Raw genomic sequence first — 13552 nt, forward strand, 5'->3', positions numbered from 1 at the left:
AGATCCTGGTCGACCTGGGCGTGCACACCATGCGGCTGCTGACCAACAACCCCGCCAAGCGGGCCGGCCTGGAGGGCTACGGCCTGAAGATCACCGGCCGGGTGCCGCTGCCCAGCCACGTCACCGCCGAGAACCTCGCCTACCTGCGCACCAAACGCGACCGGATGGGACACCTGCTCGACATCATCGAGCCCGAGACGGAGTCCGGCCCGGACGACGTCCCCACCGTGCCCGGCACCGACGTGCCCCTGCACCAGAACGAGCAGATGTCATGAGCGGACACGGAGCGCCGGAGGTGCAGGCGGTCGACGCGGCGGGCCTGACCCTCGGCATCGTCGCCACCACCTGGCACGCGGAGATCACCGGCTCGCTGCTGGACCGCGCGGTGGCCGCCGCCGTCGCCAGCGGGGTCCCCGAGCCCACCGTCGTCCGGGCGCCGGGCGCGGTGGAGCTGCCGGTGGTCGCGCAGGCGCTGACCGAGCGGCACGACGCCGTCGTCGCGCTGGGCGTGGTCATCCGGGGCGGGACGCCGCACTTCGAGTACGTCTGCGACGCGGTCACCGCGGGCCTCACCCGGGTCGCCCTCGACGCGGGGACCCCGGTCGGCAACGGCGTCCTGACCTGTGACACCGAGGAGCAGGCGCGCGACCGCGCCGGGCTGCCCGGGTCCGCGGAGGACAAGGGCTGGGAGGCGGCGATCGCGGCGTTGTCGACGGCGCTCACCCTCCGCCGGCTGCGCGGCGCCTCCCGGCCGACCGGGTTCACCATCCGACCGGCCGACGGGAGCCGCGCGTGAAGACCTTCGACTCGCTGTTCGCCGAGCTCGCCGCCAAGGTGGCCGCCGGAGACCCGACCTCCGGGACGGTCACCGCGGTCCGCGACGGCGTGCACGCGGCGGGCAAGAAGGTCGTCGAGGAGGCGGCGGAGTCCTGGATGGCCGCGGAGCACGAGGGCGAGGCGCGGACGGCGGAGGAGATCAGCCAGCTGCTCTACCGGGTGCAGGTGCTCATGCTGGCCCGCGGGCTGAGCCTGGACGACGTCTACGCCCACCTCTGACGCCGCCACCTCCGACGCCCCACCGAGACCACCGACCCCGAGGAGACCCCCCGTGCTGCGCATCGCCGTGCCGAACAAGGGCGTCCTGAGTGAGCCCGCGGCCGCCATGCTCGCCGAGAGCGGGTACCGGCAGCGGCGCAGCACCAAGGACCTCGCCGTCTACGACCCCGACAGCGACACCGAGTTCTTCTACCTGCGCCCGCGCGACATCGCGGTGTACGTGGCCGCCGGCACCCTGGACGTCGGCATCACCGGCCGCGACATGCTGCTGGAGACCGCCCCCGCCGACGGTGAGGGGGCCGCGGCGGTCGAGGTGATGCCGCTGGGCTTCGGGCGCTCGTCGTTCCGCTTCGCCACCCCCGTCGAGTCGGGCATCGAGACCGTGGCGCAGCTGGCCGGCAAGCGGATCGCGACCGCCTACCCCGTGCTGCTCAAGCGGTACCTGCAGGACCAGGGCATCAGCGCCGGCGTGGTGAAGCTGGACGGCGCGGTGGAGACCGCCTGCCGGCTCGGCGTCGCCGACGCGGTCTGCGACGTCGTGGAGACCGGGACGACCCTGCGGGCGGCGGGGCTGCACATCATCGGGGAGCCGGTGCTGACCAGTGAGGCGATCCTGGTGCGCCGGGCCGGGGCCGAGGAGATCCCGGCCGTCGCCCAGCTGCGCCGCCGGCTGCGGGGTGTCCTGGTCGCCCGGCAGTACGTGATGCTCGACTACGACTGCCCGAACGAGCTGCTGGAGAAGGCGACGGCGCTCACCCCGGGCCTGGAGGGGCCCACCGTCAGCCCGCTGCAGACCGAGGGCTGGTCGGCGGTGCGCGCGATGGTCGCCCAGACCGACACCAACCGCGTGATGGACGAGCTGTGGGAGCTCGGCGCCCGCGCGATCCTGGTCACGAGCATCCACGCCTGCCGGATCTGAGCTCCCGCGGGCACGGTCCGGGCGTCCCGTTCGTCCCCAGGGCATGCGCGTGCTCACCGTGCTCCTGCTCCTCGCCCTCGCTGCCTGTGCGGCGCCGTCGGGCGGCAGCCCGGCGGGGGACGGCACCGCCGCCCCGGCCCCCGGCAGCAGCGCCGGGGAGGACTCCCTGGTGGTCGAGGTCGACCGCGGCGACGGGTCGGCCGTCGAGCGCTGGACGCTGGTCTGCGCCGACGCCGCCGAGGGGGACCACCCCGACGCCCAGGCCGCGTGCGACCAGCTGCGCGACCGGTCCGACGCCTTCGCGCCCATCCGGGCCGACGCGGTGTGCACCGAGCTGTACGGCGGCCCGCAGACGGCGACCGTCACCGGCCGGTGGGGCGGGGAGCCGGTCGACCTGCGGCTGTCCCGCACCGACGGCTGCCGGATCGCCCAGTGGGACTCGCTGGTGCCGCTGATCCCCGAGGCGGTCGCGTTCGAGCAGCTGCCCAGCTGAACGGGCGAGGGCCCTCTCCCGGCACGGGAGAGGGCCCTCGGACGCGTCGGTCAGCGGTTGCGGGTGGTCCGGTCGACGAGGTCGATGGCGGTGCACAGCCCGAGGGCCATGGCCCGGCCGCTCGTGGAGCCGGTGGCCAGCAGCCCGGCGATCGCTGGACCCAGCGGTCGTTCGCCGACCAGGCCGTGCAGCACGGCCGCGTACTCGCCGCTGACCCGCCCGGCCGCCGCGTGCCGCAGCAGCGCGCGGGACAGCTCGGTGGTGCGCCCGGCGGCGAGGGCGTAGACGCCGGCCGCGAAGCGCTCGGCCGACGGGTGGCCCAGCAGCACGAGGCCGGCCATGGTGCCGGCCATCACGTCGTCCCCGGCCGGGGTCAGCCCGGGGCCGAGGCCGACCAGGCGGGCGGCGGTGCGCAGGGCGGCGTCCAGGTCGGCGCGGCGGACCGCACCGCGCAGCGCGGCCAGCGGACCCCCGGGGCCGGCCGGGAGGCCGGGGAGGGTGAACGCGCTGTGCGGCACGCCCTCGCCGTACAGGGCGTTGCGCAGCTGGCGGACGCCCTCGGGCAGCAGCGCGGGACGCGGGCTGGGCAGCCGCGGGCGGGGGTCCCACCAGGCGGCGGCGCTGACGGCGAGGTCGCCGACGACGATGCGCCCGCCACCGACCTCAGCCGGCGCGTCGGGGGGCAGCGCCACCAGAGGGCGGCCGTTGCTCGGGCGGAACAGCACGCAGCCGAGCGGGAGGCGGGCGGCGTCACTGGTGAGGACGCCGACGACCTCGCCCCCGCGCTCGGTGGGCACGTGGAGGTAGACGGCGGCGGGGACGCTCATCAGCACGCGGGCGTGCCGGACGGGACCGCGGAGGAGGCCCGCGACCCCGGTGCTCGCCGACGCCGGCACCGCGGTGGCCGCCCGTGCGGGCGGGGCGGTGCGGGCGGTGGCCTGGGCGGAGTCCCGCGGGAGGGGGATGGTGGGCACCCCGGCCTGTGCGGCCCGGCCCCGCGGGGACGTCGGGGCCCCGGGGCGGGTGCCACCCGGGCCGGCTGTCTCGTCGATCGTGCGCATGGCGGCCTCTTCACCGTGGAGACAACGGGAGGCACCGTCGGCTCGAGACCCCCCGCCCGGCCCCGCGGCTCCGGGCCGGAGGGACTCGGCGTCACCCTGGTCTCGGTGACGGCTTACCATCCAGCGGGCGGAGTGGTTCCGGGTCTCGAACCTAAGCGGCGCGTCGCATGCCCCTGTATGGCGGAAGTCGCCAAGAATGGGGACGTTGGTCCAGGCACTCCTGACAGGGTGTCGTGGTATGGCCGTGTGCATGGGCGTTGTGGAAGGCGGGTGCCGTGACCCAGGGTGATGCATCGCTCACCGTCGCCACTGTGGGTGATGGCGTGGGATCTCTGCGTCGTCGCATGTCGGCAGCGGAGGCATCGGTGACCGAGAACCGCGCGGAGCGCACCACCTGGCAGGAGCGCATGGGGCTGACCCTGCAGGAGGCGCTGCAGCTGCCCGGGCTGGCCGGGACCGACGTGGTCGCCGGGCGCGCCGGGCTGGGCCGCGTGGTCCGCCACATGGTGGTCGACGACCCCAGCGACCCCCTCGCCGTGGCCGGGCCCGACGTCCTCGTCGTCCTCGGTGCGCGGCTGCCGCCCGCCGACCCGGCGAACTACCGGGCCCTGGTCGAGCGGCTGGACTCCATGGGCACCGCGGCGCTGGCGTTCCGCCGGACCGAGGGGCCCGCGCCGGCCCCCGCCGAGGTGCTCGCCGAGGCCGACCGGCGGGGCCTGCCCGTGCTCGCCGTGCCGGCCGACGCCCGGATGGACGAGATCCTCTCCGAGGTGCTCGGCGCGGTCGTCGGCAAGCAGGGCGAGGAGCTCGCCCTCTCCTACCGCATGCACGACCAGTTCATCGACGTCGCCCTCAGCGGCGGCGGGCTGGCCGAGGTGACCGACCAGCTGGCGGTGTTCCTCGAGGGCGCCGCGGTCCTGGGCCTCGGGCCCGACCGCGAGATCGTCACCACGGCCGGCCCAGCCGAGGACGTCGCCGAGATCAGCGACTGGCTGTGGCTGCTGGACGCCGAGGCCGAGGACGAGCTGGCCACGATGGCGCCGTCCCGCCGGCTGTCCGGCGTCCGCGCCGACCAGACCGTGGTCACCCCCGCCGACGTGCTCGCCGACGCCGACCTGTCGCCGGCCGACGGCATCCTGCTGGTCCCCGGCCACCACGAGCTCCCCGGCGGGGTGGGGGAGTACGCGGTCGCGCCGATCATGGCCGGTGAGCAGCGGCACGGCTGGCTGGTCGCCGTCCACCGGACCGGCCCGATGATGGTCGGCGCCGGCGGCGTGCTGGAGCGGGCGGCGGTGGTCTCGGCGCTGTCGGTGATCCGCCAGCAGGCCGTGCACTCCGTCGAGCTGCGCTTCCAGGGGGACCTCGTGCGGCGGCTGGTCGCCGGGTCGCTGCGGCACACCGAGCGAGCGCTGGCCCAGACCCGCTCCTTCGGCTGGCGGCTGGACGGCCCGGTCGTCGTCCTGGTCACCGCCACCGAGACCGCCGCCGACCCGCAGGCCGACCCCACCCGCGCCCTCGACGTCCTCGACCGGCTGGCCGACGGCTGGCGCTCGGCGCTGGAGACCGAGGTCTCCGGGGCGGCGGTCGCGGGGCTGTCGACGGAGATCGTCACGGTGCTGCCGCTGGACGGCCGCACCCCCGAGGAGATCAGCGCGCTGGTCTCGGCGGTGACCTCGCGGGTCAACGCCCGGGTGCGCCGCGTGGGCCGAGTGCTCGGCACCGGCATCGGCCGGCCCGCCGGGTCGCTGTCGGCCCTGGGGGAGGCCCACCAGCAGGCGCAGCGGGCCCTCGGCGTGGGGCAGGAGATCCACGGCACGCAGGCCGTGACGCACTTCGACCAGCTCGGCGTCTTCCGCCTGCTGTCGCTCATCCCCGACAGCACCGAGCTGCGCAACTACGTCGACGAGGTGCTCGGCACGCTGGCCGACGCCACCGACCCGGACTCCGCCGACCTGCGGGAGACGCTGCGGGTGCTGCTGGAGACCAACCTCAACGTCGCGGAGTCCGCCCGCCGGCTGCACTTCCACTACAACACGATGCGCTACCGGATCGGGAAGCTGGAGCGGCTGCTGGGGCCCTTCACCACCGATCCCACGCTGCGGCTGAACCTGCTGCTGGCCCTGCACGCCGCCCGGATGCGCGGGCTGGACCAGCCGCACCGGCCCCCGGTGGACGCCGCGATGACGGCCGCCACCGACGAGGGGTTCGACGCGCTGGTCTGAGTCGAGTAGGAAGGCCCTCGTGGGTTCGGGCATCGACGCGCTGGTGGCGCGCATGACCGACCTCCAGGGCCCGCTGGAGGCCGACCGGGACCCGGCCCGGTTCTTCCACGGGGTCTACCTGCGCACCACCCAGGCCGTCGGGGTCGCCATCCGCGGGGGCGAGTTCGAGGACCCCGCCTGGGTGGAGGAGTGGGACGTCGACTTCGCCGGCCTCTACCTCGACGCCCTCACCGCGCACCGCCACGACCCGGCCGGCCCGCCGCGGCCGTGGCGGCTGGCCTTCGGGGCGCGGCGGGAGCTGCCGCCCGAGGCGCACGTCCTGCTGGGCATGAACGCGCACATCAACTTCGACCTGCCGCAGTCCCTGGTGCAGGTCATCCCGCCGGCCGGCTTCGACGACCCCGAGATCCGGGAGCTGCGCCGCCGCGACCACGAGCGCATCGACCGGGTGCTGGCCGCGCGCGTCGCCGCCGAGGACGCCGAGCTGCACCGCGCCGGTGGACGGCGGAGCTGCCTGGACCGGCTGCTCTCCCCGGCCAACCGCACCGCCAGCCAGGTCCTGCTGCGTGAGTCCCGGCGGAAGGTGTGGGCCAACGCGCGCGAGCTGGACGCGGCGCGGCGGCACGGCCCGGCGGCCTACGCCCGGCGGGTGGCCGACCTGGAGTCCGCCGCCGCGGCCCGGGTCGACGACCTGCTGCGGCCGGGGCCGGTCCTGCTGCGGCTGGCGGTCCGGGGCTTCGGCGTCACCCTCTCCTGAGAGCTGCCCGCGCCGCGGCCACCGCCATCGGCGACCGGGTCGGACTGCGGTGCGGCCCGGTCTTGCGGTGTCCTCCACGCTCTTGCGCTGCTGCGGTGCCGCACGAGCGTCCACACCACCGCAAGAGCACGGCTCCCGGGGTGCGCGGCGACCTCCCCGGACGTCACCTGGCTCTCGAACCCACCCCGGCCTGCGACCTGCCCGCGCCGCGGCCATCGCCATCGACCAGGCTGGTCCGGTGGGCCGCGCGGGGCGGCCCGGGAGAGGAGCACGCATGACCGAGGTCGCCCGCCCGCTCGACGGCAGGGTCGCGCTGGTCACCGGGGCGTCGTCCGGCATCGGCGAGGCCACCGCCGTCGCCCTGGCCGCGGCCGGCGCCGCCGTCGCGGTGGGGGCGCGCCGCCGCGACCGGCTCGACGCCCTGACCGCGAAGCTGCGCGACGACGGGGCCCGCGTGCTGCCGCTGGACCTCGACGTCACCGACGAGCGGTCCTGCGCCGACGCCGTCCGCCGCACCCGCGAGGAGCTCGGCGGCCTCGACGTCCTGGTCAACAACGCCGGGGTGATGCTGCTGGGCACGATCGTCGGGGCGGACCCCGAGGACTGGCGCCGGATGGTGCAGACCAACGTGATGGGCGTCCTGTACATGACCCACGCGGCCATCGACGGCATGGTCGAGCAGGGCTCCGGCGACATCGTGAACATCTCCAGCGTCGCCGGCCGGACCGCCCGCAAGGGCGCCGGGGTCTACAACGCCAGCAAGTGGGCGGTGAACGCCTTCAGCGAGTCCCTGCGCCAGGAGGTCACCGCCCGCGGCGTGCGGGTGTCGCTGGTCGAGCCGGGGGCGGTGGCCACCGAGCTGTCCAGCCACATCACCCAGCCCGAGGCGCGGGAGGCCTCCCGGCAGATGGCCGCGAGCATGCGCACGCTGCAGGCCGACGACGTCGCCCGGGCGATCGTCTACGTGGTCACCCAGCCCCCGCACGTGGCCGTGAACGAGGTGCTGGTCCGCCCCACCGACCAGGAGCGCTGAGAGAGGACCCCCTCCCCACCCGTCGCACGCTCGGGGCGGGACCCGGGAGGGGGCCTAGTCGTGGAAGACCTCGATGCGGGCGCCCATCTCCACCAGGCGCTCGTACAGCTGCTCGTAGCCACGGGCGATGATGTCGACGTTGCGCAACACCGACGTCCCCTTGGCGGCCAGCATGGCCAGCAGGAGGCAGACCGCGGGGCGCAACGCCGGCGGGCAGACCACCTCGGCGCTGGACCACCGCGTCGGACCGGTCACCAGCACCCGGTGCGGGTCCAGCAGCCGGACGTCGGCGCCGAGCCGGGTGAGGTCGGACAGGTGGATCGCCCGGTTGTCGTAGACCCAGTCGTGGATCAGCGTCGACCCGGACGCCACGGCAGCGATGACGGCGAAGAACGGCAGGTCGTCGATGTTCAGGCCGGGGAACGGCATCGGGTGGATCTTGTCCAGGGGCGCGGTCAGCTCCGACGGCCAGATCGTGATGTCGGCCAGCCGGGTGTGCCCGTTGGCGGCGCGGTACTCGGGGGAGAGGGCGTAGCGCAGCCCCATCTCGGCGAGGACGGCGAGCTCCACCTCGAGGAACTCGATCGGCGCCCGGGTGACCGTGAGCTCGGAGCCGGTGACGATCCCGGCGGTCAGCAGGCTCATGGCCTCCACCGGGTCCTCGCTGATCGTGTGGTCGACGTCGGCGTCGAGCACCGGGCGCCCGTGCACGACCAGCGTGGTGGTGCCCAGGCCCTCGATGCCGACGCCGAGCAGCCGCAGGTACAGGCAGAGGTCCTGGACCATGTAGTTGGAGCTGGCGTTGCGGATCGTCGTCGTCCCCTCCGCGCGCGCCGCGGCCAGCAGCGCGTTCTCCGTCACGGTGTCGCCGCGCTCGGTCAGCACGATGGTGCGGTCGGTCCGGCGCGGGGCGGTGACCGTGATGGAGTAGCGGCCGCCGCGCGCCTCCACCTCCAACCCGAAGGGCCGCAGCGCGATCACGTGCGGCTGCACCGTGCGCGTGCCGAGCTCGCAGCCCCCGGCGTAGGGCAGCTCGAACCGGACGGCCCGGTGCAGCAGCGGACCGAGGAACATGATGATGCTGCGGGTGCGGCGGGCGGCGTCGGCGTCGATCCCGGCGAGATCCAGCTCGTCGGGGACCAGCAGGGTGAGGTCCCGGCCGGTGCCGTCCCAGGTCGCCGAGACGCCGATGGAGCGCAGCACGTCGAGCAGGCGGTCGACCTCGACGATGCGGGCCACGTTGCGCAGCGTCGTCCGCCCGCGGTTGAGCAACGCGGCGCAGAGCAGCGCGACGGCGCCGTTCTTGGAGGACTTCACCGCGACGCTGCCGTGCAGCGGCGTGCCACCGGTCACCCGCAGGTGCGCGGGACCGGACGGCCCGACGCTGAACAGCTCGCTCTCCAGGGCCTCCGAGAGCCGGCCGAGCAGGTCGAGGGTGAGGTTCTGGCCGCCCTGCTCGATTCGGGCGACGGCGCTCTGGCTGGTGCCGAGGCGCTCGGCGAGCTCGGCCTGGGTGAGCCCGCGGTGCCGGCGCGCGTCCCGCACGAGCAGGCCGATGCGGCGCATGACGGTGTCCGCGGTGTTCTCCGCGACGGGCTCTGGGACGGGTGGATCTGTGCGAGGCGTGTCGGTGGCCGTCACGGTCCGGGACGGTATCGGCATGTGACTTCGACTCGCCCGGAGCGCGGCGCGGCACTGCGCGGAGGTGGTCCGGCCAGACTGCAGCCATGGACGTTCTCGTGACAGGAGGGACCGGACGCCTCGGCAGCCGGGTGGCCGGGCGGCTCCAGGAGGCCGGCCACTCCGTGCGCCGGATGTCGCGGCGGGGGACCGGGCCGGGCGGGGTCCGCGGCGATCTCGCCACCGGCCGCGACCTGCAGACGGCGCTGGCGGGTGCGGAGGTCGTGGTGCACGCGGCCAGCGACGCGCGGGGTGACTACTGGCAGGCCGACGTCGCCGGCACCCGGCGCCTGGTCCAGGCCGTCGACCGCGAGCGCCTGCGGCACCTGGTCTTCGTGTCGATCGTCGGCGTCGACCGCATCCCCTACGGCTACTACCACGCGAAGTTCGCCGCCGAGCAGGTGCTGCTGGCGTCGGGGCTGCCGGTGACGCTGCTGCGGATCACCCAGTTCCACGACTTCGTCGACGAGCTGCTCGCCACCGCCCGCCGCGGGCCCGTGCTGCCGGTGCCGATGGGCTGGCGGGCCCAGCCGGTGGACGCCGAGGAGGCCGCCGCCCACACCGCCGAGGTCGCCCTGGGCGCGCCGACGGGGGACGTCGTGGAGTTCGGCGGTCCGCAGGAGCTGACCGCCGCCGAGCTGGCACGGGCGTGGGCGGCCGCCCGGGAGCCCGGGGCCCACGTCGTCGCCACGCCCGTCCCCGGCCGGCTGTCCTCCGCGTTCCGGGACGGCGCCGCGCTGCCCACCGGCGGCGCGCGCGGGCACCGCACCTACGGCGAGCACCTGCACGGCTGAACCGGCCCGCCGCAACGGTCCTGCCGGATCCCGCAACGGGCAGGACGACGTCCGGAAACCGCCGGTGCGCCGTCGTCGCCTCCACCTAGGGTCCGGGTCGTGCCCACCCTCGCGTCGCCCGGCCGCACCGCCGTGCCCGTCCTCGCCGCCGTCGTCGTCACCCTGCTGGCCTGGGCGTCGGCGTTCGTCGGCATCCGCGGGGTGGGCGCCGACCTCTCACCCGGGGCGCTGGCGCTGGGCCGGCTGACCGTCGGCACCGCGGTGCTCGGCGTCCTCTGGGCGCTCGCCGGCCGGGCGTGGGTGCGGCCGACGGGGCGCGAGTGGGGGCTGCTGGCCGTCTGCGGGGTCGGCTGGTTCGGCGTCTACAACCTGGCGCTCAACGCCGCGGAGCGGCACCTGGACGCCGGCACCACGGCGATGCTGGTCAACGTCGGCCCGATCCTCATCGCCGTCCTCGCCGGGCTCCTGCTGGGCGAGGGGTTCCCGCGCCGGCTGCTGGCCGGCATCGCGGTCGCCTTCGCCGGGGTCCTGCTCATCGGGCTGGCCACGCGCGTCGCGGACGCCGAGGTCCTCGGCGTCGTCTTCTGCCTGGTGGCGGCGGTGACCTACGCGGCCGGGGTGGTCGCGCAGAAGCCGGTGCTGCGACGGCTGCCTCCGCTGCAGGTGACGCTGACCGCCTGCGCCGTCGGTGCGCTGTGCTGCCTGCCCTGGGCCGGGGCGCTCGCCGGGGAGCTCGCGCGGGCGCCGGCGGCCTCCGTCGCCGGGATGGTCTACCTCGGGGTGGTACCGACGGCCCTGGCGTTCAGCACCTGGGCCTACGCGCTGGCCCGGATGGACGCCGGGACGCTGGGCGTGACCACCTACCTGGTGCCGCCGCTGGTCGTCGTCCTGGGCTGGCTCCTGCTGGACGAGGTGCCGCCGGTCCTCGCCGTCGCCGGCGGTGCGGTGTGCCTGGCCGGGGTGGCGCTGGCCCGCGCCCGCGGCCGGTCCCGGCGGCCGGTCGCGGCGACCGTGCAGGAGGCCGGCGCGGCCGTCTGAGCCCCGGCGTGCCGGGAACGGGCGAGGGCCCCACCGCCGCAGCGGTGGGGCCCTCGTCATGGCCGGCCGGCACCGGGCTGGAGGTCCCGGTGCCGGCCGGTGCTCGTCACCTGCGGGAGGTGAAGGCGAACGGCGCCGAGACGCCGCCCTTCGTGGACTCCGCGACGACCCGGGTGAACCCGGTGGTCGGGCTGACGGCGTTGGCGACGCGGACGGTCCAGGCCCCCGTGGCGTCGACCGTGGCCGTGCCGATCATCGCGCCCTTCGTCCCGGTCGTGGTGGCCAGGTAGACCGTCACCGTGTTCAGGTTGGTCACGGTCGAGGTGCCCGAGACCCGCCACTCCCGCGTCCCGGTGCGGTACTCACCGGCGGTGATGGCGGTGGTGTCGACGGTCGGCGTCACCGTGACCGACCCGGTGGCGGTGCCGCCGGGGCCGGTGGCGGTGACCTGGAAGGTCACCGGGTGGGCCGGAGCGGTGAACGACACCGTGTTGCCGGTGGTGCTGGGGACGGTGACCGCCGGGGTGGAGGTCTGCACCCACTCGTAGGACGTCGCGTTCGTCCCGGTCGCGGTCAGCACGACCTGCCCACCGACCTCCGGCGTCGGGTTGTCCGCGGTCACGGTGACCGCGGTCGGGACCTCGCCGCCCTGGACCTCGGCCGTGCGGGTGAAGACGCGCTCGCCCTCCGGGCCCTGCGTGGTCAGGGTGATCGTGACCACCCCGGGGGTACTGGGCGCGGTGAACGTGGCCAGCGCCGGGTTGCCGGCGTCGGCGACGATCGTGCCGGCCGAGGCGGACCAGTCGAAGGACTCCACGTTGGTCGACGACGAGGCGTCCAGGGTGACCGTCTGGCCCATCGCCAGCGTGGTCGGCAGCCCGGCGATGTTGCCCGCCTGCGGGACCTCCTCGCCGGCGTCCGAGCCGGTGACCATGACCGGGGCCGTGGTCGAGCCGTCCGGCTCGCCGCCCTCGGTGGCCACGACGGTGACCGAGTGCGGCGGCATGGACAGGCCGGTGGCGGTCAGGGTGCCGTTGGCGAGCGCGCCGAAGCCCTCCACCGACAGCTCGGCGTCGCTGTCGCTGGACGTCGCCTCGACGGTGAGCGTCCCGTTGGCGAACACGGCGTTGGTGACCTGGATGCGGTCGGTGACCGGGACGTCCTTGTTCTCCGCCGGCACGTCACTGGTGTTGCTCACCGTGACCGAGTCGGGGAAGGCGCCGACGGGGATGCGGGCGAAGAAGTTGCCCTTGCCGTCGCCGGTCAGCGTGGTGGCCGGCACGCCCTCGCCGGCGACCTCGACGGTCGAGTTCCGGCCGGCCTTGGCGTAGACGTCGACGTAGTCCTGGCCGGCGGTGTCGACCTCGTAGACGCCGAGGGGCTCGATGCCCTGGTTGACCGCCACCTTGCCGAGGATCCCGAAGGTGTCGTCGCGGAAGGTGTCGATGCCCGGGCCGGAGACCTCCACGTAGTTGGTGTCGTGGGGCGAGCCGGTGACCTGGGTCTCCACGGCGGGGTTGCCGACGTAGGAGTTGCCGTTCACCTCGTGCAGGCCGGCGGCGTCGATCAGGAACGGCGCGATGCGGGAGCCCAGCGCGAGACCGAAGTTGTCCGGGGCGGGCGTGATGTCCTCGACGAAGCGGGCCCGGCCGCGGTCGTCGGCGGTCACCGTGTCGACGCCGTAGGGGTGGGTGACGGTGTAGGTGGCGAAGGGCACCGCGTCGTCGATCCGGATGCGGAGGCGGCCGAAGGTCACCTGGTCGCCCTCTCGGACGACCTCGTTGGCGAACGTCGCCTCCAGGGCGGCGACGAAGTCGACGGCCGGACCGCTGGGCGTGTCGAAGCTGTTGCCGGCCTGGAAGTAGAAGGACTCGGCCGGCCAGTTGCTCTCGGCCGCGCTCGCCCCGATGTGCAGCGGACGGCTCGGGTCGAGCCCCTCCGCGGTGAGGAAGGCCGGGTCGCAGTAGGGGTCGGTGGCGTCGAGGCACTGCTCGAGGCGCAGCCCCGTGTGGTCCTCGTACCAGACGGGGAAGCCGTGCACCCCGCTGGTCGGGCCGACCGCCTGCAGGGTCTCGGGGTTCGGCGTGAGGATGTCGGCGCCGGCCATCGTGGCGCCGCTGGCGACGACGCCGAACGCCGTCAGCGCCACGACCGTCGTGCGGCCGCGGCGGTTGGTGGTCCGGTTCGCCGTCGCGACGTCGGTGCCCCTCATGGCCCCGCCCCCGCGACGACCGGTGCTCGGTCGTTCCCGTGTCATGCGACTCTCCGTTGTCGAACGCCGTCGCCGTCACCGTGGGTGGTGACGACCTGTGCGTCGACTCTCGTGCAGCGACGAGTGAGCAGGCAGACGCGGCAAGGGGGAGTGGCACCCCCCAATGCGAGGGAGTCGCGCGGTGACCGGCCGTCACGGGCGCCGGGTCGCCGTCCGCGGGGTGCCGGCCGGAGACGGGCCGGGGGCCCGCCACCTCCCGGTGACGGGCCCCCGTTGTGTTCAGTTGT

The 13552-nt window shown here is 75.2% G+C and carries 12 protein-coding genes and 1 pseudogene; 10 read left to right on the forward strand and 3 right to left on the reverse strand.

Going from position 1 to position 13552, the window contains the following annotated elements; genetic code table 11:
• The 5 genes and pseudogenes from ACI784_RS22925 to ACI784_RS22945 all read left to right on the forward strand — a co-directional run.
• A pseudogene (locus ACI784_RS22925) lies at nt 1-275 on the forward strand (bifunctional 3,4-dihydroxy-2-butanone-4-phosphate synthase/GTP cyclohydrolase II); the annotation flags it as partial.
• Nucleotides 272-796 carry a 6,7-dimethyl-8-ribityllumazine synthase gene (ribH, locus tag ACI784_RS22930; RefSeq protein WP_456925112.1) on the forward strand — a complete coding sequence of 175 codons (525 nt, stop codon included), beginning with the start codon at nt 272-274 and terminating at the stop codon, nt 794-796. The pseudogene ACI784_RS22925 and the gene ribH, both read left to right, overlap by 4 nt.
• Complete coding sequence (locus tag ACI784_RS22935; RefSeq protein ID WP_456925111.1) at nt 793-1056, forward strand: phosphoribosyl-ATP diphosphatase; 264 nt, start codon at nt 793-795, stop codon at nt 1054-1056. The genes ribH and ACI784_RS22935 overlap by 4 nt, the downstream gene beginning before the upstream one ends.
• A 52-nt stretch (nt 1057-1108) precedes the next feature.
• On the forward strand, nt 1109-1975 hold the full coding sequence (gene hisG, locus ACI784_RS22940) for an ATP phosphoribosyltransferase (RefSeq protein WP_456925110.1): 867 nt from the start codon (nt 1109-1111) through the stop codon (nt 1973-1975).
• Between the two features lie 49 nt (nt 1976-2024).
• Entirely contained in the window at nt 2025-2468 is a 444-nt protein-coding gene (locus ACI784_RS22945) for an SSI family serine proteinase inhibitor (protein WP_457015054.1), read from the forward strand.
• 50 nt (nt 2469-2518) lie between these two features.
• Here ACI784_RS22945 and ACI784_RS22950 read toward each other — a convergent pair whose 3' ends face one another.
• Nucleotides 2519-3529 (reverse strand): DUF2877 domain-containing protein, encoded by a 1011-nt coding sequence (locus tag ACI784_RS22950; RefSeq protein WP_456925108.1) that lies wholly within the window; start codon nt 3527-3529, stop codon nt 2519-2521.
• A gap of 365 nt (nt 3530-3894) precedes the next feature.
• On the opposite strand from ACI784_RS22950, the gene ACI784_RS22955 reads away from it, so the two are divergent.
• The 3 genes from ACI784_RS22955 to ACI784_RS22965 all read left to right on the forward strand — a co-directional run bounded on the left by ACI784_RS22955 (nt 3895) and on the right by ACI784_RS22965 (nt 7541).
• A complete protein-coding gene (locus tag ACI784_RS22955) occupies nt 3895-5751 on the forward strand; it encodes a PucR family transcriptional regulator (RefSeq protein ID WP_456925107.1) in 1857 nt (618 codons plus the stop codon).
• A gap of 19 nt (nt 5752-5770) precedes the next feature.
• Nucleotides 5771-6508, forward strand: coding sequence for a DUF5995 family protein (locus tag ACI784_RS22960; protein WP_456925106.1), 738 nt, complete (start codon nt 5771-5773; stop codon nt 6506-6508).
• A gap of 274 nt (nt 6509-6782) precedes the next feature.
• Entirely contained in the window at nt 6783-7541 is a 759-nt protein-coding gene (locus ACI784_RS22965) for an SDR family NAD(P)-dependent oxidoreductase (protein WP_456925105.1), read from the forward strand.
• Between the two features lie 54 nt (nt 7542-7595).
• On the opposite strand, the gene ACI784_RS22970 is transcribed toward ACI784_RS22965, so the two are convergent.
• Nucleotides 7596-9182, reverse strand: a complete 1587-nt coding sequence (locus ACI784_RS22970) for a helix-turn-helix domain-containing protein (RefSeq protein ID WP_457015055.1) — start codon at nt 9180-9182, stop codon at nt 7596-7598.
• Between the two features lie 86 nt (nt 9183-9268).
• Here ACI784_RS22970 and ACI784_RS22975 point away from each other — a divergent pair, with 86 nt between their 5' ends.
• Together ACI784_RS22975 and ACI784_RS22980 are read left to right on the forward strand one after the other, a co-directional pair.
• The gene (locus ACI784_RS22975; protein WP_457015056.1) at nt 9269-10015 is read left to right on the forward strand and encodes an SDR family oxidoreductase; all 747 of its coding nucleotides are present in this window, start codon (nt 9269-9271) and stop codon (nt 10013-10015) included.
• A 99-nt stretch (nt 10016-10114) separates the two neighbouring features.
• Nucleotides 10115-11053 (forward strand): DMT family transporter, encoded by a 939-nt coding sequence (locus tag ACI784_RS22980; RefSeq protein WP_457015057.1) that lies wholly within the window; start codon nt 10115-10117, stop codon nt 11051-11053.
• Between the two features lie 106 nt (nt 11054-11159).
• On the opposite strand, the gene ACI784_RS22985 is transcribed toward ACI784_RS22980, so the two are convergent.
• The gene (locus ACI784_RS22985) at nt 11160-13265 is read right to left on the reverse strand and encodes a hypothetical protein (protein WP_457015058.1); all 2106 of its coding nucleotides are present in this window, start codon (nt 13263-13265) and stop codon (nt 11160-11162) included.
• Between the last annotated feature and the right edge of the window lie 287 nt (nt 13266-13552).

Source organism: Geodermatophilus sp. SYSU D01186, assembly GCF_054050215.1.

Excerpts from the sequence above, each read along its gene's own strand:
- ACI784_RS22965 (WP_456925105.1), top strand. The coding sequence starts at position 6,783 with ATGACCGAGGTCGCCCGCCCGCTCGACGGCAGGGTCGCGCTGGTCACC.
- ACI784_RS22975 (WP_457015056.1), top strand. The coding sequence starts at position 9,269 with ATGGACGTTCTCGTGACAGGAGGGACCGGACGCCTCGGCAGCCGGGTG.
- ACI784_RS22950 (WP_456925108.1), bottom strand. The coding sequence starts at position 3,529 with ATGCGCACGATCGACGAGACAGCCGGCCCGGGTGGCACCCGCCCCGGG.
- ribH (WP_456925112.1), top strand. The coding sequence starts at position 272 with ATGAGCGGACACGGAGCGCCGGAGGTGCAGGCGGTCGACGCGGCGGGC.
- ACI784_RS22985 (WP_457015058.1), bottom strand. The coding sequence starts at position 13,265 with ATGAGGGGCACCGACGTCGCGACGGCGAACCGGACCACCAACCGCCGC.